Below are 23641 nucleotides of genomic sequence, written 5' to 3' on the forward strand. Positions count from 1 at the left end.
ATCTTTATTTATATATTTTAATTAATACATTGTTGCTATAGATTTTATATTATTTTTTTATATAGATATATCGATTTCATCTATATGATAATTTTTTCTTTATTATGTGATGGGTATTGATAAATTTAATGGTGTATTTTAACGGGGATCATAAAAATAATGACTGAAAAACAATTAGGTATTACTAAATATGAGCTTATGGAAACAAAAATTTTTGCAGAAGTAGTAAGTCATAATTATTTGTATTAATGGTTGATAATGTAGTCATCTTTTTACATAAATCGGCAGTCTGGCTCGTAAATGATTTAACAATTTCGGTTATCTGTTTCTCCTGAGATTTTGGGCTTTTTATCAGGGTGCGTTTAAGCAGGATTGACTGGAATTTGGTTTTTGGAATACCAATGATTCAGATGATGAATCTATCAAAGGTAATTTTTCTACTATTTCGGTTTTACTTAATAAATAAATGCTGTTTTTGGCATTATATCTCTGTGGTTTAGAAAGATTCATTCTATAAACTGGTTACGGGTTTTGTTTGCAGGGTATGTGAGCACGCTGGTACTCAAGTTGAGTATAGGTGTAAAACCTGTGATGCTGAATTATTTATTTTAACTATGGGTTCTGACAAGTGTACTGAATGTAATGTTACGATTGAATCTAAGGATATGTATGACTATTTGGTTAATGCTCTTGCAATTGGTGATGGGTATGATCTGAATGATTATTTAAATCAGAATGAAAGTATTTGTGCATTCTGTGGTGAGGAATCAATCTGCATTGAATTTGAAAATAATTATTATTTTTGTACAAGTTGTTTTACTGTTGACCCGAGTTTATCAGAATGCGGATTCTGTAATTAATTATTTTTGGGAGCCGGTAGTGTGGATGAAGATGTCTGTTATTTAACTGGGTGCTGCTGTTGTGAAGGCTATCCAGTATATGGTGGTGAGGATTAGTTAACTTACATCTTTTGTTAAAACTCTAATGATGAGAAAACTACCATTAGTATCGGTGCGGTTATGTTGACAATAAAGCCAAAGCTGATGGCCAGTGGTACAGCGGTGATACCGCCGGAAGCTTGAATAGCTGGCAGGGTAAAATCCAGGCTGGTGGCTCCGCCTATGCTGATGGCGGTGGTGGGATAGCGGCGCATTAAGATGGGGATAAAGATAAGGGCAAAAAATTCGCGTGCTAAGTCGTTGAACATGGCAATACTGCCCCAGATTGCACCATAGGCCTTGCTCATGATTATGCTGGAGAGGGAATACCAGCCATAGCCGCTACTGAGTGCCAGTCCTTTGCTGATGGATACGTCAGGCATAATCAGGGCAAATATGAGGCCTCCAAGCAGGCTGGCCAGGGTAAATAATCCGGCACTGATAACGCCACGGCGATTCAGAAATACTTGTTGCAGGGTAATGCCGCTGCTGCGCAACTGCATGCCTACCAGTAATAATAGTATTATCAGTGCTTTGTTGACGGCAGCCTGTGGATCTCCTAACCAATTGAAAGACAGGCAGTTACCTGCTATCAGGCCGATAAGCAGGCTGCCAACTTGCTTCAGGCTGCCCATGATGCTGACATCGCCAGACTGGCTTGCTGTTTGTCGCCGGTTCAGTCGCCACGGATAGCAGCGGTCGAACCATATAAATACAAGTAGATTGGCGGCTATCAGGCAGATAAACAATACGCCTACGGTAAAGCTGATGTTGGCTAGCTGTGTGCTAAGTTTGGGATCTTGTGCCAGTGATAGTCCGATTAGAAATAAAATTAGATACACTAGCCATGCCAGGCTGTAGTTGAGCCAGTTTATGGCACGCGCTGGTACGGGTATGCAAAATCCTGCAAGCAGTGGTATGAGGATGATTAGCAGGGAAGTTAAGTTTTGCATAGGTGGTTCTGTATGGCTAGATTAAGGGTAATGGGTAACTACCTGTGGCTATTGGCAGGACAAAACAGGCAGCACATTGGCTGACAATGGCTGCCTGTGAATTGTGTTTTCAGGCTTTATTGGTCTACGAAAGCGCGTTCGATAACGTAGTCACCACGCTGCCCCATTTTCGGGGAGATGGTTAAGCCAAAGCTGTTAAGGGTTTCACAGGTATCCCTGAGCATTTCCGGGCTACCGCAAATCATGGCGCGGTCGTCTGCGGGATTAATCGGTGGCAGGCCGATGTCGGTAAAGAGTTTACCGGATTTCATTAAATCAGTCAGGCGTCCGTGATGAATGAAGTCTTCTCTGGAAACCACCGGATAGTAAATCAGTTTTTCGCGCACCATTTCTCCCAGATATTCGTGATTGGGTAATTCGGTGGTGAAGTGGTCGTAATAAGCTAAATCTTTTTTGTAGCGTACGCCGTGAATCAGGATGATTTTTTCAAACTGTTCGTAGATATCGGGGTCTTTGGTAACGCTGAGAAATGGGGCTAAACCGGTACCGGTAGACAGCAGGTACAGGTTTTTGCCGGGATTGAGGTCGCCGGCAATCAGGGTTCCGGTGGGCTTTTTGCTCACGAGGACTTCATCACCTACTTTCAGATGCTGTAAGCGACTGGTTAATGGGCCATTCTGTACTTTGATACTGAAAAAAGCCAGCTCTTCTTCCCAGTTGGCACTGGCGATACTGTAGGCGCGCATCAGTGGCTTACCGTCTACCATCAGGCCAATCATGACAAACTGGCCATTCTGAAAGCGTAATGATTCGTCACGGGTGCAGGTAAATGTGAAGTATGCATCTGTCCAGTGGTGTACGGACAGGACTTTTTGTGTGTTGTAGGCTGCCATTAATTATCCATGGTTAAGGAATGCGGTATTATTAGCGTAAACCGAAACACGCCAGTTGTGTGCCGTTCTGGGGCATTTTTTGCTCTCGCTACTGGCGTAAGGTGTGAATTTTAAGACAATTTGATGTGCTGTTCAATGGGGTTTAGAGTATTCACTTTAATAAATGTATGCTGATCTGTATGTTTTTTCTGCCGCTGATGCAAATACATCAACAGGCTGTCATTTTTATGACAACCTGTTGATGTTGATATGATTTAACTGAATTTACAGGCGGCCGTGACACAATTTGTATTTCAGACCACTGCCACATGGACAGGGGTCGTTGCGGCGTATCATGATGCCACGGGCGTCCATGGCTGCGGGGCTGAAATCTTGATCTTTTGTATCGGCTTCTGTAAATATTTCTGGTTGTTCCTGTGGTTCTTCTGGCTGTGCCGGTTCAAAACGCACTGAAATCAGCAGTGAGGCAACGGAATTGCGGATATTGCTCCACATGGTCTGAAACATTTCAAACGCTTCGCGTTTATATTCCTGTTTCGGATTTTTCTGGGCATAGCCGCGCAGATGAATCCCCTGACGCAGGTAATCCATATCGGCCAGATGTTCGCGCCAGCGGGTATCGATGATTTGCAACATGATGTTGCGTTCGAATTGGCGCATGGTATCGATGCCAACCAGTTCAACTTTATGGGCATAATCTTTTTCGACTATGTCCAGCAGGCGTGCACTGATGCTTTCGTTATCCAGGCTGTTGTCTTCTTTAAGCCAGTCGCTGATGGAAACATCGATATGGTAATCGGCAGCCAGTTTCTGTTCGAGTCCGGAGATATCCCATTGTTCCTCCAGGCTGTCCGGGGGAATAAAGCTGTCTACGGTATCAACGATGGCATCGTGGCGCACTTCCTGCATTAGACCATCGATGTCGTTGCTGGCAAGTATTTCGGCACGCTGATGATATATAACTTTACGCTGGTCGTTGGCAACGTCGTCGTATTCTAGTACTTGTTTGCGCATGTCAAAGTTGCGATTTTCTACTTTGCGCTGTGCGCCTTCAATCTGACGATTAAGCATACCTGCTTCTATGGCTACGCCGCGTTCGGGAGCCAGACGATTGAGTATGGCTGTGGCACGGTCCAGGGCAAACAGGCGCAGTAAGGGATCTTCAAACGACAGGTAAAAGCGGCTGGAACCAGCATCACCCTGCCGGCCGGCACGGCCGCGCAACTGATTGTCGATACGGCGGCTTTCATGGCGTTCGGTGCCGATGATGTGCAGGCCGCCTGCGGCAATTACGGCATCGTGGTCGTGTTGCCATTGCTGCTGTAGTTTGTCGATTTTGCCTGCTTTATCTGTTTCGGTGAGGCTGTTATCGGCATTGATGGCATCTATCTGTGGTTTGATGTTGCCACCCAGTACGATGTCGGTGCCGCGGCCGGCCATGTTGGTGGCTACGGTTATCATTCCCGGCCGGCCGGCCTGTGCAATAATATCGGCTTCACGCGCATGCTCCTTGGCATTTAGAACGTTGTGTTGCAGATGTTCTTTATTGAGTAAGGCGGATACCAGCTCGGAGTTTTCGATGCTGGTGGTACCAACCAGTATTGGCTGGCCTTTGGCATGGCGCTCTTTGATATCGGCAACAACGGCTTCGTATTTTTCTTCGCTGGAACGATAAATCTGGTCGTTCAGGTCTTTACGTACCATCGGGCGGTTTGGCGGGATGATGACGGTTTCTAGTCCGTAAATACTCTGGAATTCAAATGCTTCGGTATCGGCAGTACCGGTCATGCCGGCTAGTTTGTTGTACAGTCGGAAGAAGTTCTGGAAGGTGATGGAAGCAAGTGTCTGGTTTTCTTTGTTGATTTCTACGCCTTCTTTGGCTTCTACTGCCTGATGCAGTCCATCAGACCAGCGGCGTCCTGCCATGAGGCGTCCGGTAAATTCGTCAACAATCACTACTTCGCCATTCTGGACGACGTAATGTTGGTCGCGCTGGTAAAGGGTATAGGCACGCAATGCTGCCATCAGGTGGTGCATAAGCATGATGTTGGTGGCGGAATACAGGGAGTCGCCTTCCTGTAGCAGCCCCATTTGGGTAAGAATCTGTTCGGCGTGTTCATGCCCATGATCGCTGAGGACAACCTGACGTGCTTTTTCATCTACCCAGTAATCGCCCTCTCCTTCTTCGCTTTGTTGTGCAATCAGTTGTGGCGGGATCTGGTTCATTACCTGATACAGGGTTACGTTATCGTCGGCCTGTCCGGAAATAATTAATGGGGTTCGTGCTTCGTCAATCAGGATGGAGTCGACTTCATCAACTACGGCAAATGAGAGTTCACGTTGCACTTTTTCACTCAGGTCACTCACCATGTTGTCACGCAGGTAATCAAAGCCGTATTCGTTGTTGGTGCCATAAGTGATATCGGCCTGATAAGCGGCTTTTTTAGCTTCATGATCCATGTTGCTGATGATGATACCAACACTCATGCCCAGAAATTCATATAGCGGGCGCATGATGCTGGCGTCACGGGTGGCGAGATAATCGTTTACGGTAACGACATGTACGCCTCTACCTGTCAAGGCATTGAGATAGACGGCGGTAGTGGCTACCAGTGTTTTTCCTTCGCCTGTGCGCATTTCTGCAATTTTACCGTGATGCAGTACCATGCCGCCGATGAGCTGAACATCAAAATGGCGCATGCCAAGGATACGCTGGCTGGCTTCACGGCACACGGCAAAGGCTTCTATCAGCAGGTTGTCGAGTTTTTCGCCATCGGCCAGACGTTGTTTGAATTCGGCAGTTTTAGCCTGTAATTCGGTATTGCTGAGTGCCTGAATTTGTGGTTCGAGCGCATTGATTTTGGATACTTCTTTACGATATTGTTTCAGAAGCCGGTCGTTGCGGCTTCCGAGAATTTTTTTAGCTAAGTTTTTCAACATAAATCAATAGTCCGGCACCATCAGGCGCAATAAAAAGTAAGCATGAAATGAGGAATTTTAACACAAGCGTCTATGCTGCTGCATGGCTGTTTGTGTGCTTGTGTTAATTATGTGCAACCGGAAACTGGTTTGAAGTTACAGGTTGCTGTTTATGGCGGTTAATATAATGGTGAAACTGTTTTTTCCAAGCGCTGTCTGTGATAAAAGATGCAGCTGCTGTGGTTTATACTGCAATGTAAATATAAAAGATATCCTCTGCAATGCGGATAATTATTCAAGATACGGTTAATGATGTGGTTAAAAGATATTGAGAATGGTTAAGTTTAGCTGCAAAGGCTATATTATTGTTACGGCTTTATTTTTAATATGATTAATAATCAAATCGCAGGCAGCCAAAATAAAATTCACTCTGTTTCGAAGTTTTTTCTCGCCCGATAAGAATAGTGTCTGGGTATGGATTATCAGCAGTTACGTCTGTTGTATGTTGATAATACTGGTTTATATCGCCCCAGGAAAGGGTTTCTTTTAACTGAACCGGTACGGGTCTGGCATGAATAGATTTGGCAAATGTGGCCATATCTCCTTTGGCTACGGCAAAAAAGTATGAACCGCTATCGCCCAGATACCGAATAACGGAAACGGAAGTATTTGCAATCTGTAACGGTTTGGTAAAGCGATATTCCAGATTAGTGAGGCCGTCTTTGTCGAAATTTTTTACTGTAATTTTTTGTTTATTAAGCTGTGTAGCTATTTTTGAATCGCGTGCGTCAATAGGTGCGCTCGCTTTTGCATAATAGTGCTGCTTCAAATTGTGTTTCTGCTGTGGTATTTGTTTTTGTGGTCTGCGCCCATGCAGATAAGTTAAATATAAGTAATAAGCTGCATAAGAGTTTGTGCGGTATTCTCATATTTCTGTTCTGAATGATAATAATTGAATTTAGTGCTATTTTATTATTGGGAAAATTTTTCTGGCCAGACAATACTGTGCAGATTTTTTAATTTATTATTACATAGCTATATCAGTCTAACTGTTTTTTTCACTTAGGCGGCGTAATGCTGCCGCCAGCTCGGGATGATGGCTTAATGCCTGTGCTGAATGCGCCAGTGCACTACGTGCTGCGGGGCTTAAACTGGCACGCTTAACTGCCTCGGGCTTTGTATCTACCGGCTGTACTTTAACTTTTACGGTTTCGATTGTGGCATCAATCTGCTGTAGTTGCGGTAATAATGCGGGTAATACCATGCGCAGGCGTGAGGCTGCCATGCTGTTATGAGCAATTACTACTACACAGCCATCTCGCACACAGGCTACGTTAAAATGTGTGCGTATGCTGGCTGGTAGTTCTTGTTTAAGACAGGCGCTCAGACGCTGCCAGTGTGCAGACTGTTCCAGCAATTGGTTAAGCTGGGCATTTTTTTTGCCAAAACGATTTAGATTCATACCTGTATACTAACGTAATTTGTTGATGGCATCAGGGCTTTTATTTTTTATCTGACAGTAATAGTGATGGTTTTACTGTGCAGATATAAATTCGGGTAAAAGCTCAATGGCATGGTCTGTGCAGGCAGCAACGCATTATCCATTGGTACTTCAACAGTAAATAACAGACAGTTTTTAAACAGGCTGCGCTTAAAAGATGGTGATACACTGCCGTTTAAAACCCGTTTTCCATGATAATCTGTCCGGGTGTTCTGTTGCGGTGCATGCTGTAGCCGATATCCAGTAAAGTCTGAAAGGTGTCGGCCACCATGGCTGGATTACCACACAGCATAAAGCGGGTTTGTGCAGGGGTAAAAGTCAGACCTAATGCTGTTGCCAGTGTGCCATTGTGCAATAACTGTGGCAGGCGCTGGTTTAGTGCTCCTGCTATGTGTTCCCGGGTAACTACCGGCTGATAAGACAGTTTGGCTGTATATTCACCTATCAGGGGATGATTGATTAAGTCATTGATGTACTGACTGAAAATCAGCTCGTCAGCATGAGAAACGGAATGTACGAGCCCGATATGCTGAAAACGTTCCCACACAGCCGGCTGTTGTAGCATGGACAGAAACGGTGCTATGCCGCTGCCGGTACTGAGCATAACTAACTGGTCGCCATCGGTAAACCGGCCGGGCAGTAAAAAGCCAAAGGCTGTTTTGTCCAGCAGGATATGGTCGCCGGCCTGTAGTTGTGTCAGTCGGGCACTCATTGACCCTTCTTCAATTAATACTACAAAAAATTCCAGTGTATCTGCATATTCGGCAGAGACGATGGAATAGGCTCGCCAGATAAATCCTGCGCCATCGCGAAAACCCAGACGGGAGAACTGGCCGGCGCTGAAACGATAGGCTTCTGGCCGGGTAATGGCAAAGGTTAGCAGTTTCGGGGTGTGTTGTTTAACCCACAGTACGGTTTCTTCGGTAAATTTGGCTTCTGCGGCAGCCTGCATGCAGTTATTCCTGTGTATGCCACCGGCTGGCCGGTGGCGGTATTGGTTACAGTCTGATATCGATATCCTGATATTTACGGCTGGCCTCGGTATTGTTGATTTCTATACCATCGCTCACTGCCCATTTTCCATCGTTGATACGCTGGTATTGCAGGCTGAAATTGCCATCACCGATTTTTTGCAGGGTAAAGGTTTCGCCCGCCGGAATATAAAAGGTACGTATAGCGGTAAATTTGCCGGCGTGCAGTTCATATAATTGGGCAAATACGGGCGATTGCAAGGATGTGGCATGTACTACTATGGTGTTATTACCGCGCTGGCGCAGGATGGGATAGCCGGAAACGTAGGCAGCTTTAAGCGGGAAAAGCTGACCATTGGGTGCAGCCAGCACGGGTGTGCTGTTTTGCACCGATGAGTTGTCTACTGGCGGATGTGCCAGCCGCCACCATACTCCACCCATGGCAATCAGGATTGCAATGCCTACTATCCACATCCAGCCATGGCCATGTTCATGCAGAACAACTATTTTGTCTTCATGATTGGGCAATAAGGCTGGCGGTGCAAACGGGGTTTGCCTGCGCGCCAGTAATGCTGGCGATAAACGCGCCTGTAAGCTTTGCCGTGCAATCCACACATCATGATGATGGCGCTTTTCTGGATCGGACAATACGCTATAGGCTTCGTTAATCTCGGCCATGCGCTGGTGCGCCTGTGGATTATGTGGATTGCGGTCAGGATGGTATTTTTGTGACAAAGCCCGATAGGCCGCACGAATCACTTCTTCGGATGCCCCTTGAGCAACATTTAATACGTCATAATAATTGTGCACGGATTTTTCACTTACACTGGTTAAATCAAGGTATTGAGTGCATGGTTGATATCATCCCAGATATCTTCAATGTCTTCGATACCGGCAGAAATGCGCAATATGCCTTCACAAATGCCCAGAGATTTTTTTACTTCTGTGCTCATGCCGCTGTGCGACTGGCTGGCACTATGATTAATCAGGCTTTCTACGCCACCGAGGCTGGCAGCCATGCGAATCAGGCGCAGGTTTTTTATCACGCTGTTGGCCGCTTGGCGGCTATTCTGGCGCAGATAAATTGATACTACTCCACCAAAACCATGCTGCATTTGTTTGCAGGCTATGTCATGGTGTTCATGTTCTGGTAGTCCGGGATAAAACACTTTTTCTATTGCCGGATGCTGCTGCAAACGTCTGGCCAGTTCGGCAGCATTGGTCAGATGCCGATCCATACGCACAACCAGTGTTTTGATACCGCGCAATACCAGTGAACAGTCCATCGGACCTGCCACGCCACCTGTATTGATGCTTAGGCTGCGCAGTAATCTGGCATGTGCGGGGTCTTTAACCACGACAATACCCATTAGTACATCAGAATGGCCGCACAGGTATTTGGTAGCGGAATGAAATACGATATCTACACCTAGATTCAATGGTTTTTGTACATAGGGGGTGGCAAAGGTATTGTCTATGCCAACGATGGCACCAGCCGCTTTGGCTTTGGCGGTCAGTTCTGCTATGTCTACCAGACGCAGCAGTGGATTGCTTGGGGTTTCCAGCCATACCATTTTTACTTTGGTTTGTGCCAGTATGCGGTCAAGGTTGGCCGGATTGGTGAGATCGGCAAAAATTACGTTAACTCCCCACTGTGCATATACTTCAGTTAGGAGGTCGTAGGCACCGCCATAGATATCGGCAACGGCTACTATGGTATCACCCGGGCGCAGAAAAGTACGCCATACGGCATCAATTCCTGCCATGCCGCTACTATACGCAAAGCCTGCACAGCCATTTTCCAGCTCGGCCATGGTATCTTCAAGCACTTGTCGTGTTGGATTGGAAATGCGTGCATAACGAAACGGGATATTTTCACCGATTTCATGCATGGCAAACATGCTATTCTGATAAATCGGTGGCATCAGGGCACGGTTATGCTCTTCCGGCTGATAACTGGAATGGATGGTCTGTGTGGCAAATTTCATATTTTCTCCGATATGTTACTGTTTATGCTGTTTAGTTGCTGTTTATATCATCGGGGGGTGCTGTGCGCTGCGGGTACTTAGTTTAGCACGCACTCCGCTTATCAGGCAGCATGCTGTTTCTTCGCTACTAATTCCGACTGATTTGCTCGGATTTAAGCCATACAGTATAATTTTATGCCTTGTACGCTGCCGATTGGTGTAATTTTATTATGCCGGTCTGGCGGGATTCAGATTTATTTCGCAAGGAACATTATCAGAATGGACACTATTGCCGATGTGCAAAGCAGTGTTGATAAACGCAATATGCCAATCAATCAGGTTGGGGTGAAGGGCTTGCGGCTGCCGCTGTGTATTATCAGCGCCGCCGGTGAACAGCATACTGTAGCTGATTTAACCATGACTGTGTCGCTGCCGGCCGAGCAGAAAGGCACGCATATGTCGCGCTTTATTGAGTTAATGCAGGAACAACAGTGCAACATTGATTTTGCTGCACTACAGCAGCTAACCATCGCCATGTTGCAGAAGTTACAGGCAAAAGCAGGTAAAATCAGTATGCGCTTTCCTTTTTTCCGGCGCAAACAGGCTCCTGTAACGGCTATCTCCAGCTTACTTGATTATGAGGTGATGCTCAGTGGCGAAATTCAGGCTGGTGTTTATCAGCATAGTTTGCAGGTAATTATTCCGGTAACTAGTCTGTGTCCGTGCAGCAAGGAAATTTCTGCGTACGGGGCGCATAATCAGCGTTCGCATGTTACAGTTACGCTGGTATCTACTGAGGCAGTGACAATTGAAGAAATCATTGATCTGGTGGAACAGGAGGGTTCGTGTCAGCTATACGGTCTGCTGAAACGGCCTGATGAAAAATATGTCACTGAATATGCTTATGATAATCCGAAATTTGTTGAAGATATGGTGCGCGATGTAGCCACGGCACTGAAAGCCGATGCCCGCATTCAGTCTTTTACGGTGGAAAGCGAAAATTTTGAATCAATTCATAATCATTCTGCCTATGCACTGATACAATACCCGTAAACTGACATTTTCAAAACTTAAGCTTTATCTGTATCTGTGTGGATAAACTCAGAAACATAGGGGAGATGAATGACTACCCTGCGCGTTTTTGCTGGTAGTCATTCTCTTTGTTCGTTGTTCAAGTTGAAATTACACTGGTTACTGTGACATTTATGTATCACACTTCTTCTCGCTTGCGTGTCTGTACGGTTTCTCTATTAAAACAATTATTCTTGCTACTGGTTTTATTGCCGGGGCTGAGCCAGGCTGTACTGGCTGCCAATGATTATGGCAGACTATTGGCACCAGAACAGGCTTTTGTGCCGCAACTGACTGTTCATGATCAGGAAATCCGGGTACATTTTGTTATTGCAGACGGCTATTATCTGTACCGAAATAAAATTCAGGTGTCGACTGAACCGGCTGGTTTGTTTGATGCTGCACAGTTTATTCAGCCAGGTAAACAGAAACATGATGAATTTTTTGGTAAGCAGCAGGTTTATTATAACTATGCTGATGTAATCTGGCGCTATAGCACAGGGGCACAAACTGTCCCGTATCAGTTAACTTTGTCGTATCAGGGCTGTGCTGATGTAGGTATCTGTTATCCGCCGGTAGAAAATACGTTAACCATCAGCCGTACCGGTAAATACTCTATTACATCTCAACCTTTGCGTGACCAGCCGGATGTGCGTACTTTCACTATTCCAGCCGCAAAATCTTCGCCGCCTGAGTGGTCTGGCAGTTCTGGCAGCGATAGTTTGTTTCAGCTTTCGCGGGCAACACTGATTACTAATTTGATGACCTTTTTTATTGCCGGGATGGGTCTGAGCTTGACTGCGTGCATGTATCCTCTGCTGCCGATTGTTTCTGCCATTGTGATGGGCTCTCACCAGAAAACAACTAAATGGCGGGCATTTGTGCTGTCATTTGTGTATGTACAAGGACTGGCTTTTACTTACACTATTGTCGGTATTGTCACGGCGCGCACTGGCGCTTTTCTGACAGGCTGGCTGCAACAGCCGGCAGTGGTACTGGCCACGGCGGCCATACTGGTTATTCTGGCTCTATCGATGTTTGATTTGTACAGTATTCAATTACCAACACGCTGGCAGGCTTTTTTCCAGCGTGCCAGTGGCCGTTTTCGGGGCGGACACTTGCTGTCTGTGTTGGTGATGGGGGCGCTGTCGGCATTGATTGTCGGTCCATGTGTGGCGCCACCACTGGCTTTTGCACTTGGTTATATTGGTCAGAGTGGTGATGCTACGCTGGGTGGTATGGCGCTATATGTGATGGCACTGGGTACCGGTATTCCGCTGATTCTGATTTCGGTATTCGGTGTTCACATTTTGCCGCGTGCCGGCGGCTGGATGACCTGTGTAAAATATCTGTTCGGGCTGATGCTGATGGGAGCGGCTACTTATATTGCTACTCCGTTTCTGAATTATCATCTGGTGGTGGCTATTTATACTCTGCTCATGCTGGTACCGGCAATTTATCTGGGTTGGCAGTGGTATCACTCTAAAGGGCGTCAGCGCTGGTTTAATGCGGTGGCCAGTGTGCTGTTTTTGATTGGCGGAATTTATTTTGTGTCGGCAAGTGCGATGAACTATGCCACGCCTCTGCACCGTTTTCTAACTTTGACGCCACCAAGCGGCCAGCACTTCGGCCGTTACTTCAAAAAACCGGAACAATTACATCAGGCGATGCAACAACTGTTTGAAGATGATCCGAACAAGCCGGTACTGGTGGATTTCTATGCTGACTGGTGTATTTCCTGCAAGGAAATGACCGCATTTACTTTAAGTAAAGTTTCAGTCAGACGGGTGATTGAAGAGGAACGGTTTTTGCAGATTGATGTTACTAATAATACTCCTGCTCAGCGCCGGATGATGCAGCAATATGGTTTGTATGGGCCACCGGGTTTGTTTGTGGTACACAGTAACGGCTATCGCAGCCAGCCATTGATTGGCTATGTACCAGCACCGGAACTGTTAAGCTGGTATGAAAAACAGCTTCAGAAAGCACAATAAATAGCAGCCTCCTTATATACAGGAGGCTGTTGCACAGGGAGCAAGCTATATAGGTAGTTTGGGCTTAATTGTGTTTAGTCACGATAATGACGGTCGGCCACTTTCAGGGCACGTCGTGCCAGCGCCAGATTGGCGGTTTTGCGGTCAAGCACCATAAACATGAATACACCTTTCACATTCTTCATCGGCCGCAATAAATAATACTGTTTATGCAAGCTGATGAGAATATCATCTATGGCATCTTCGTTATTGTCCTCTCCATACAACCGGGCAATCGCCTTAACCTCTGAACGTACAATTTCGGTATTGCCGGCAGACAGAATGTCTAAATCCATGCCTGAGGGGCTGACACCATCTATAAACATTCCACTTTCATAATCCACGACAGCACACGCCATGACACCCTTAGTTGCCGCCAACTCATCAATGACGCCATCAAATCTCACTGTGATATCCTTCTTCTATTGCCATATTGCTTATGGCAGGGTATTTGATTATCTATTTTCCAATTTTTTCCAGCTTTTGACCAGCATTAACTTTTTTTAATTAAAAAAATCTTTCTATTCAACATTCAAGCATGCGCTTTTGTGTCTGTACAATAAATCCGGCCAAAGCGGCAAAATCTTGTTCAGTGTCCTGCGCAAACTGCATCAGTGCAGCTATAATAACAGCCTTAACCGGTGGCGGATGCTGTTATGCTGTATGTTTATCAATCCAATCAATTAGCTGATTTAGCTGCTCTGTTTGCCAGCGTATATCAGCACACCTCACCGCAATCAGCATGGGCGCCTACAGAAATCGTAGTGCAGAGTCAGGGCATGCGCCGCTATCTGAACCATTATCTGGCACAGGAGCATGGCATTGCCGCCAATCTGCATTTTTTCCTGCCTGCCGGTTACATTTGGCAATTAACCCATCGAGTATTACCAGAGACTCCAAAACTTAATCCGTTTCAGTCGGAAGTGCTGCGCTGGCGCCTGCTGGCTCTGTTTCGCAGTACGGTGTTACATCAGCCTCAATTATGCCAGACTGCCAGAGCACTGCAATCCTATCTTGATAGTAATATACAAGCACCTTATCATCTAGCGGGAAAACTTGCTGATATGTTTGACCAATATTTAATCTATCGCAATGATTGGATAAATAGTTGGCAGGCTGGTGAATCTGTTCATCTGGGTGACGATGAAGGCTGGCAGGCAGAATTGTGGCACTGGCTGAGTAATAAAACGGATTCACCACATCGCGCCGGGCTGATGCAAGAATTCCTGACACAGCTTGGTGCAGAACACCTACCGCAGCGGATTTTTGTATTCGGCATTGCCACACTGGCACCGGTTTATCTGCAAGCATTTCAGACAATGGCTCAATATACGGATGTACATGTATTTGCAGTTAATCCATGCGCTGAATACTGGGGCAATGTGCTTTCCGCCGATTTATTGCTCCATAATCAGGATGCTGATCTGAGTGTAGTCGGCCATCCTTTACTGGCCAGTCTGGGCAAACAGGGGCGGGATTTTTTTGATGCACTCAATGATCTGGGTGAGGTGGTATATATGCCACCGGTGTACACTGAATGCGGTGAAGTAGCTGACAGTCTGCTGCACCGGCTACAAAACGATATTCAGTGTCTGCAACACCCGAAACAGACGGAACCACCCTACCAGCAGCAGACATATGATAATTCCATTCAGATTGTTGCTGCGCATTCACGCCTGCGTGAGCTGCAAATTCTCAAAGAACAGCTGATTCATGACCTGGCAGTACATCCAAGCTGGCAGCCACAAGATATTGCTGTGCTCACACCACATATTGAGCCATATTTGCCATTTATCCATGCCGTATTCGGCCAGAATCAGGGCAATACACCAGCCCTACCTTACAATATAGCCGATGTTAAAATCAGTCTGCAAGAACCTTTATTGCAATTGCTGGAAAAACTGTTGCGACTGATGCAGAGTCGGTTTGATATCGAAACGGTACAGCCTCTGCTGGACGAATCCGTTCTGCGCGCACGCTTCGATCTAAATGATAGTGATGTGGAACTGATTAACCGTGTCTGGCGTGAACAGGGGGTACGTTGGGGCGTGGATGCAGACATGCGCCATGAATATGGTGGTCAAGGCAAACATTTTACTTGGCAGCAGGCGCGTGAACGCACGGTACTGGGTTGGCTGTTGCCAGACAATAAACACACTGCACTGTGGCAGCAACAGCTGCCATGGTTCGGCGATATTGGTCAAACTGAAATTCTGGCACGGGCGCAACAGTTAATTGATTGTCTGATTGAACATCATACGCGTTGGCAAAGCACCGCTACGATTCCAGAATGGATTGCGCGTACCCGGCAGCTACTGCGGGATTTGGCCGATGAAGACTCTCTAGCCAGCAATGCTATGCAGCAACTGGAAACCAGTTTGGCCGACTGGCAGGCACAGGCAGCTCTGGCTCAGTTTGAGCTACCCATTGAGCCGGTTATTGCAATCGAGCATTTACAAAACTATCTATCCGGCACCCGCCAAGCCGGATTTCTCCGTGGTGGCATTACTTTTTGCAGTATGGTGCCGATGCGCAGTCTGCCCTTTCGCTGTATCTGCCTGCTTGGCCTTAATGATGGTGAGTTTCCACGCACCACCAAATCGGCAGCTTTTGATTTAATTGCCCAACATCCGCGCCGTGGTGACCGTGCCCGCCGCAATGACGACCGTTATCTGTTTCTGGAATCTATTCTGAGTGCGCGTGAAAAACTGTATCTGTCTTATATTGGTAAAGATATCCGCAGAAATGAAGAACTGGCACCTTCTGCTCTACTATATGAACTTACTGATGTGCTGGCAGCCATGACCGGCAGCAATCCGCTGGTATTCAATCAGCAGCATATTATTAAGCACCCGTTACAGCCGTTTTCCTACCGTTATTTCAATGGTGATTTATCCAGCTATCGCCATGATTATGCCGATGCACTGAATCAGGAAATTGTCCAGCCCTCCCCTTTCTACGCTACAAAAGTGGAAACGGAAAATCATAATCAGGAAATTGATATTGAATCTTTCATCCGTTTCTGGCGCAATCCGGTACGCCACTGGCTCCAGCAGCAGTTACAATGGAAATCACCGTATCAGGAACTACCGGTGAGCGCGGCGGAACCATTTACAATTGAAAACAGTGCGATGATATATACTGCCTACACCCGTGCACGCCAGCAACATCTGGATTTTGCTGAAGTGGATGCCGCACTGGCAGTTAGCGGGTTAATACCGGAAGGTGAGCTGGGCGTGGTTGTCAGCCAGACTCTGCGCACGCAGACGCTGGCTCTGGATAGCGACATATTGTTTAGTCCGGCCGTGGTCGATATTCCTTTTTCTTTCCATCATCAGCAGCTACAGCTAGGCGGCAACATCAGCCATTTACGCCAATGCGGACAACTGCTTGAACGCTGTCATGCACCCACCGCTCCTGATGATATTGAGCTATACCTGCGCCATTTACTCTTCTGTGCAGCCGAAGCTGAATGTGCACAGGACACATACGAGCTTTATCCGGCCAAACCGCGCATGTTGGCCGCACTGAGCCGGCCAGATGCGCAAGCACAACTGGCTTTATGGCTGGAGTACTACCAACTGGGGCAAAGCCGGCCGTTGCCGTTTTTTCCGAAAACCAGCCTCGCCGCAGCCCGCTCCTGGTATAAACGCCGGCAAAAGAAAAACTGTGCTCCTGAACATAGTGCCGAAGACCGCAACGCAGCCTTTAAAGTTTATATGGACAGCCACAGCGGTAAACCGCAGGCCGATTATCCTGAAGTAGCGCAAGTATTTGGCCGCGATGAAGAACTGCCAATTGACAGTCCTCTGTTCTGGCAACTGATTGAAGAATTATTACTGCCGCTGGTGGTGACGCTGGGAACTGCTGATAAAGAACAATGAATCAAGCCTTAAATCCGATTACCATGCCTTTACACGGCAGCAGTCTGATTGAAGCGTCTGCCGGTACCGGCAAAACCTTCAATATTGCTGCCCTGTTTGCGCGACTGGTGCTGCTGGAACGCCTGCCGGTTGACGCCATTCTGGTGGTAACCTTTACCAAGGCGGCCACAGCTGAGCTGAAAACTCGCTTGCGTACCCGTCTGAATCAGGCACTGGCTCTGCTGCAAAATAATTTACCTCCGCAACAGAACGATCCTGTATTGCAACAATTGATTGACAGTGCACGTACTACGGATGACGATGCCAGTCTGATTTTGCGCCTGCAGGCAGCCATTACCCAGTTTGACCGTGCTGCTGTTTACACTATTCATGGTTTCTGCCAGCGTGTACTCACTGATTATGCCTTTTTGTGCCAGACACCATTTGACACAGAAACCATAGATACCGACCCTGAACTATTGTGCCGCTTTGCTGAAGATTTCTGGCGCCAGCAGGTAAGCAATAACAATCACATGGCTACGCTGGCAGTAGCAAACAAGCTGACTCCTGCCCGACTGATGCAGGAAATAGGACAGTATTGTGGTGTGGCAGATTTACAGATACGCCAGCCACCTGCTGTGGATATTGCTGCTATTAATGCCAACTGGCAGCAGGCATGGCAAACCGTTTGCACCCATTTCAGCAGCATTCACGATGCATTCTGGCAATTATATCCTCAGCTCAATGGTAAATCTTACGCCCAGAAAAGCTATCAGCAACTTTTCAGCGAGCTGCAACAGGCTGTGGATAACTCTGACAGTTGTCAGACCTTTTCAGCCACTACACTGGAAAAATGTACCAAACTGGCTGCAACTCAATTACACGAAAAAACCAAAAAAAATCAAATTCTCAACGATGAGCTGGTGACCAAAGTTGCCCTACTGGCTGAGCTGGCTGAGGCTGCCGGCGCTATGCAGACAGCAGAAAATAATATGGTGCTGCAATTACAGTTAGACTGTTTTAATTACGTGCGCCAGTGCCTGCGTAAACACAGGCGCAACAGCCACCAGCGCAGCTATGACGATTTACTTGCTGATGTGGGCATGGCTCTGTCTGCGGATAATCCGATGGCAGAAAACCTCGCCGCAGCATTGGCACAGACTTGGCAGATTGCGCTGGTAGATGAATGTCAGGACACTGATCCACTGCAATACCGGATTTTTAAAACTGCTTTTGCCGCACAAAACAGACCGCTTATTATGGTGGGTGACCCGAAACAGGCTATTTACCGCTTTCGCGGCGCCGACATTCATGCCTATTTACGTGCCGCCGCTGATACCCCGCCACAACAGCGCTATACTCTTACTACCAATTACCGCAGCCATCAGGCGCTGGTGCAGGCAATTGGTCATCTGTTCAGTGGCAAACAATTACCATTTATTATTGAGGGCATTGACTATCCACCAGTACAAGCACAGGCAACAGACAACCGTTTGCACACCAGTCAGAACGACAATGTTATGCCGGCAGTGGTGGTGCGCTGGTTGCCTGAACAGATTGAGGTTAACGATAAAGGCGAAGAAATTATCCCGAACAAGGACAGCCTGCGAGTACGTGCCGCTGAATGCTGTGCTTATGAAATCGCGACAATGATTAATCAGGGCATGCGCGGTGAGCTGCAATTGGATAATCAACCATTACAGGCTGGTGATATTGCCGTGCTGGTACATTCACACAATGAAGGCAGCATGATTGCCAGCGCACTGAAACGCTGTGGCATTATGAGCGTATCCCTTGGCAGCCAGTCGGTTTTTGCCAGTACTGAGGCACAGGCTGTGATGGCTCTGTTACGCTTCTGGCTACAACCACAGCGTACCGAAACCCTGCGCTTTATTCTTGGCGGCGTGCTGTTTTGCTGGACAGCAGCACAACTGGCAGAGCTGAATCAGAATGAAAATACTCTGAGCGAATGGATTCAACTGGCATTGAAAACACGTGAGCAATGGCAGCAGTATGGTATTTATACTGCCATGCATTGGTTTGCCGGCCAGACCAACATGGAAGCCAGACTGCTCAGCCAGCGCAATGAACGCAGCCTGACCAATTTATGGCAACTGGCTGAGCTACTGGCCGAAGCTGAACAAACCTTGCCTACCGCCAATGCCCTGCTAGACTGGCTGTCCAGCGCCATCAGCGATAGGCATCCGGCCAATGAAAACAGTCTGCTGCGGCTGGAAAGTGACGAAGCATTGGTAAAAATTGTTACCATGCATGCGTCTAAAGGGCTGGAATATCCGGTAGTATTCTGCCCCTTTGTCTGGGACGGTAAAAAAGCTGCAAAAAATCAGGAGCGCTGGCAACGCCTACACCAGCAGGATAATGTGGAATTGATTGCCCATGCCCTGCTCAGCGACAGCGACAAGGAAGAACTGGCACGCGAAAGCATGGCTGAGAACCTGCGCTTATATTACGTAGCCTTTACTCGTGCGCGCGAACAACTGATTCTGTACGCTGCCGCCTGTAACAGTACTGCCACTAATCCCATGTCGTGGCTGCTGGATGGCCAGCCAGATGGCACACTGGAAGAATCACAAGTATTCTGGCAGCAAACGCATAAAAAACACTTGCCCAGTACCTTGCGTGCAGCTTGGCAAACCTGTCTGGCCAGCTGTAGTCCGGCACTGTTTCACTGGTGTGAAGGCAGCGTGGCGCCCACCAGTGTCCGTCCCCAGAAAGCCCCAAACCAGCCCTATCGCGCCTTAACCCTAACTGCACGCCCGTTTCATGCCATACGCTATACCAGCTTTACCAGCCTGAGCCGGCATGATTACCGTCACTATGAACATAGTCTCGAAGAAGAAAAAATGGCACCCGCACTGGATCATGCTGAAGTACAGGTACAGCCATTGGATACCAGTACAGAAGCTGAAACTGCTCTGCTGGCTTTTGAGCGTGGCATCAACGCCGGCTTGTGCCTGCATGCCATACTGGAGCAGACTGAACTCAGTCTGCCAGCCAGTGCAGCCGATCAGGAGCAGATACTGGCCTGTCTGGCTCGCTACGGCTTTGACAACGAACATGGCCGCACCATGCAGGAACTTATTGATTCCGTGCACCAGTGCCCGCTGTCTGCCCATACCACCATCGCCAGCCTGCCCGTGCAGCAACGGATATCAGAAATGAATTTCATGCTCCACGTTGCCGATTTCAATATCAAAGATTTACAACAATGGTTTGCTCAGGTATCCGGACTGCCTGAGTGCTGTATTCAGGCTGCACAGGAGCTGGATTTCACTACTGTTAACGGCTTTATAAACGGCGCCATCGATCTTTTGGGAGAAGACATACATGGACAGGTATATGTGATTGATTACAAATCCAACCATCTGGGCAATCGACTGGCTGACTATACACAAGAAAACATGGATGCAGCCATTGCTAAACACCACTACTATCTTCAAGCACTGATTTACAGTATTGCCTGTGCACGTTTCCTACACAGTCGCCAGCAACTGCCGGCCAGCATCAGCGTACGTTATCTTTTTCTGCGCGGCCTCAATCCTCATAATGATAATGGTATATGGAAATGGGATATTGATACCAGCAATCTGATGCCTTGGCTGGTAGAACATGACAAAGCATAATAGCTGCGGTATATTGACAGTAATTGCCATATTTTCGCTAAGGAAGCAACAACATGCTAAACAAACCCGAAGAATTTATCATGGCCGTACTCGCAGGCATCTGGGTCGCTATTACCTTTATTATTTGCCGCTATCTGCAACTGCCTACTGATACGGGTTTACTGGTAACCACCCTGACTCTGGTATGGGCATTGGTGTTTTTCCTGTTGTGGCAGCGTGGTCGTACCCGTAACATCTGGCCACTGTTTCTCGGTTTACTGGTGATGTGCTGGTGGCGCGCTATACACTATGGCTCAGCTGAAGTTATCATTAACTCTGATAACAGCATCACCAAACTGATACACTGGTATGGCAGCTGGCCGGCACTGATTGCCTACGCTCTGATTCCGGTGATGGGCAGCTATGCGTTTAAATGGTGGCAATATAAACGCCATAGCTCGCAAACATCCGTCTGAATCATGTCGCACTGGCTGAGATAAGCGCATCACAATTACTATGGGTATGTATCTAATTATGATCTTACCCATATTTTTACGATAAAAATGCAACAAATATAGAATGTTTTCTATTCTTACTTTTATCGATTATCTTTATGCTATTGTATGTAACAGTTCGCTTTCTTAATCTGACTATCGTCAAAACAGTACAAGCTGCGTTGCAATCTTCACATAGTGCTAAATTACAGTTATACATAAAATAATATTCTGACAAAAAAGCCTAAAGTTAAATTGTAACCATTAAACATAAACATCTTGGCACTGCCTGTTCATAACCGAATAACATTACTGAAGCGTGGTTGCACTGCTTTTAGCTACAAACCTACTGCCTCGTCAACCTCAGAAAAATTGATACAGTTAAATTAAACAATAAAAATTTGCTAATCAGAGCAGCAGTTTGCTTATTTGTGGTGACTTATAGTGATAACGTGATTAATAAAGGAGTACTGACTCCTGATTTTGAGGGTAATTTAATTCATATCATACTGTCAGTAGCGATGTTTCTGTGCTTTACTGGGTTGATTGATTATTGGTGTTTATTCGCACCATCAAAAGTCATTTTGCCCCAGAAGGTAGTTCGCCGTCTTACTATGGTTTATCTGATTATTTAACCTTTAAGTCGGGCTATTATTTACTGACGGTAAGTATATTATTGCCAGTAATCAGCCGGCTCAGCTTATCAGTACTATAAAATATGGCATTGTTTTTATAGATTATCTTTTAACATGTGCTATATTAAATTACATTGGCACGCTGATTATTCTATTAGCAGCAACCTTAAAAAAATATTTATCAAAATAGAGAATTTACCAAAATAATAAATACACACCCTAAACAATTTGCGCTTATTGAGGCAGAATTTTTGTATATTAAAACCATTGATGTTTTAACTAAAGGAAAAGTTGCACGAAAGTCCGTTATAATGATTTCGGGTCATGCCAAATCTTCTTCATGTAATAATGCAATATTGAATCAGGTATTTATCCATACATTAATATTCCGTATCTGCTGCTAAGCTCAAGTACTGATACCTTTATTCCAAGTTAAACCAAATCGATTACCATGTCTACCACCACCGTAATCAGCCTCCAGCAACGCCGGCGTCTGCGCCAGATGCGCTTACTGGCCACTAGTCTGCTACTAATAGCCTGTGCACTATTTGTCATAAGCTGCCTGTGGCAAAAACAATATCCCGCGCTGGTCTATCTCAAGGCCTTTGCTGAAGCGGCGATGGTAGGGGCACTAGCTGACTGGTTTGCAGTAAGTGCACTGTTTCGCCACCCACTAGGCCTCCCCATTCCACATACAGCCATTTTGCCGCAAAAGCAGGATAAAATCGCCAATGAGCTCGGGCGCTTTATCGAAAACAATTTCTTGCAGGATAAAGCCATTGCCAGCCGAATCTATCGCTTACATCCTGCCAGCAAAGCGCTGCAATGGCTAGTTGATCCGCACAATCAGCAACAATGGCTGCCTGTTCTTACCCGCCAGATTCCACTGCTATTACGTACTGCCACCGCCAACGATGTTGCCAGATTCTGTAGTCAGCTACTCAACAATCAGTACAACGGTGCTCGTTTGGGCAGAACCCTAGCCAATATTCTAGAATTAATCCATAAACAGGGCATCCACACACTACTGTTATGCGCTCTGTTACAGCAAGTGCGTCAGTGGCTGCAAAATGAGCAGACTCGTGCCCAGCTTGAAAAAAGCCTGTTGTCATGGGTAGGTAAAATCGAAAAAAATGACCCCAATACATGGGATAAGCTCAAAGCCTCACTAAAAATCAGCCTGACTGCACAGATTGACGACTGGGTAGCCAGCAAAGCACTCAACTGGGCAGATTCTTATATAGACGCTGTACTGGCCGACCCGCAACATGCCTTCTGGCGTGCCTGCCGAAAACAGCTTCTCACTGCCGAACGCCAGTTACGCCGTAATCCGCACTGGCACCGGCGGCTTGCGGCCGGACGGAAACAACTGCTACATTCAGCCGCATTACAGCAAAGCATCATGGATTTATGGGATAGCTTTGTTGGCTGGAGCGAACATGACACCAGCCAAAGTCACTCATGGTGGCAGCAACAACTCACACGTCTGTGTACCCATATGCAGCAGCAGGCCAGCCAGTATCCGCAATTTATGCGCCGGCTGGATACCCGCATTACCCTGTGTGTACGAATTACCATCCGCCAATATAAAAATCGCGTCAGCCAGTTTATCGCTGATAAAGTAAAAAGCTGGGATAGCAAACAAATGGTCGACAAACTTGAATTAAGCGTTGGCCGCGATTTACAGTTTATCCGTATCAACGGCACACTGGTGGGCGGATGCATCGGTTTGATTATTTATATTCTTTCTCAATGGCTAACCCTCTGAATACAACATAAG

The 23641-nt window shown here is 46.7% G+C and carries 15 protein-coding genes; 6 read left to right on the top strand and 9 right to left on the bottom strand.

Going from position 1 to position 23641, the window contains the following annotated elements:
- Window positions 1-973: 973 nt before the first annotated feature.
- The 8 genes from BHC51_RS09915 to BHC51_RS09950 all read right to left on the bottom strand — a co-directional run bounded on the left by BHC51_RS09915 (window position 974) and on the right by BHC51_RS09950 (window position 10163).
- On the bottom strand, window positions 974-1891 hold the full coding sequence (locus BHC51_RS09915) for a lysine exporter LysO family protein (RefSeq protein ID WP_100153925.1): 918 nt from the start codon (window positions 1889-1891) through the stop codon (window positions 974-976).
- A gap of 116 nt (window positions 1892-2007) precedes the next feature.
- Complete coding sequence (locus BHC51_RS09920; RefSeq protein ID WP_100153926.1) at window positions 2008-2784, bottom strand: ferredoxin--NADP reductase; 777 nt, start codon at window positions 2782-2784, stop codon at window positions 2008-2010.
- A 264-nt stretch (window positions 2785-3048) separates the two neighbouring features.
- Window positions 3049-5724, bottom strand: coding sequence for a preprotein translocase subunit SecA (gene secA, locus BHC51_RS09925; protein WP_100153927.1), 2676 nt, complete (start codon window positions 5722-5724; stop codon window positions 3049-3051).
- A gap of 370 nt (window positions 5725-6094) precedes the next feature.
- Complete coding sequence (locus tag BHC51_RS09930) at window positions 6095-6532, bottom strand: hypothetical protein (RefSeq protein WP_100153928.1); 438 nt, start codon at window positions 6530-6532, stop codon at window positions 6095-6097.
- Between the two features lie 216 nt (window positions 6533-6748).
- A complete protein-coding gene (locus BHC51_RS09935) occupies window positions 6749-7165 on the bottom strand; it encodes a DciA family protein (RefSeq protein WP_100098957.1) in 417 nt (138 codons plus the stop codon).
- A 214-nt stretch (window positions 7166-7379) separates the two neighbouring features.
- Window positions 7380-8156 carry a ferredoxin--NADP reductase gene (locus BHC51_RS09940; protein ID WP_100124063.1) on the bottom strand — a complete coding sequence of 259 codons (777 nt, stop codon included), beginning with the start codon at window positions 8154-8156 and terminating at the stop codon, window positions 7380-7382.
- A gap of 46 nt (window positions 8157-8202) precedes the next feature.
- Window positions 8203-8985 (bottom strand): J domain-containing protein, encoded by a 783-nt coding sequence (locus tag BHC51_RS09945; protein WP_100124064.1) that lies wholly within the window; start codon window positions 8983-8985, stop codon window positions 8203-8205.
- 20 nt (window positions 8986-9005) lie between these two features.
- Window positions 9006-10163, bottom strand: a complete 1158-nt coding sequence (locus tag BHC51_RS09950) for a trans-sulfuration enzyme family protein (protein ID WP_100153929.1) — start codon at window positions 10161-10163, stop codon at window positions 9006-9008.
- Window positions 10164-10421: 258 nt separating this feature from the next.
- Here BHC51_RS09950 and folE2 point away from each other — a divergent pair, with 258 nt between their 5' ends.
- Together folE2 and dsbD are read left to right on the top strand one after the other, a co-directional pair.
- On the top strand, window positions 10422-11195 hold the full coding sequence (gene folE2 / locus BHC51_RS09955) for a GTP cyclohydrolase FolE2 (RefSeq protein ID WP_100098953.1): 774 nt from the start codon (window positions 10422-10424) through the stop codon (window positions 11193-11195).
- Window positions 11196-11347: 152 nt separating this feature from the next.
- Window positions 11348-13207: a protein-disulfide reductase DsbD gene (gene dsbD / locus BHC51_RS09960; RefSeq protein WP_100153930.1), complete on the top strand. Its 1860-nt coding sequence runs from the start codon at window positions 11348-11350 to the stop codon at window positions 13205-13207.
- Between the two features lie 74 nt (window positions 13208-13281).
- Here dsbD and BHC51_RS09965 read toward each other — a convergent pair whose 3' ends face one another.
- The gene (locus BHC51_RS09965; RefSeq protein WP_257381412.1) at window positions 13282-13653 is read right to left on the bottom strand and encodes a hypothetical protein; all 372 of its coding nucleotides are present in this window, start codon (window positions 13651-13653) and stop codon (window positions 13282-13284) included.
- A gap of 249 nt (window positions 13654-13902) precedes the next feature.
- Here BHC51_RS09965 and recC point away from each other — a divergent pair, with 249 nt between their 5' ends.
- The 4 genes from recC (at window position 13903) to BHC51_RS09985 (ending at window position 23629) form a co-directional block, all read left to right on the top strand.
- Complete coding sequence (recC, locus tag BHC51_RS09970; protein WP_100099003.1) at window positions 13903-17130, top strand: exodeoxyribonuclease V subunit gamma; 3228 nt, start codon at window positions 13903-13905, stop codon at window positions 17128-17130.
- A complete protein-coding gene (recB, locus tag BHC51_RS09975; RefSeq protein WP_100153931.1) occupies window positions 17127-20753 on the top strand; it encodes an exodeoxyribonuclease V subunit beta in 3627 nt (1208 codons plus the stop codon). The genes recC and recB overlap by 4 nt, the downstream gene beginning before the upstream one ends.
- Window positions 20754-20806: 53 nt before the next feature.
- Entirely contained in the window at window positions 20807-21208 is a 402-nt protein-coding gene (locus tag BHC51_RS09980) for a hypothetical protein (RefSeq protein ID WP_100098950.1), read from the top strand.
- 1104 nt (window positions 21209-22312) lie between these two features.
- Window positions 22313-23629: a DUF445 domain-containing protein gene (locus BHC51_RS09985; RefSeq protein WP_100153932.1), complete on the top strand. Its 1317-nt coding sequence runs from the start codon at window positions 22313-22315 to the stop codon at window positions 23627-23629.
- Window positions 23630-23641: the final 12 nt, after the last annotated feature.

Origin of the sequence: Snodgrassella alvi (genome assembly GCF_002777745.1) — a bacterium.
Taxonomy (GTDB): Bacteria; Pseudomonadota; Gammaproteobacteria; order Burkholderiales; family Neisseriaceae; genus Snodgrassella; species Snodgrassella alvi_D.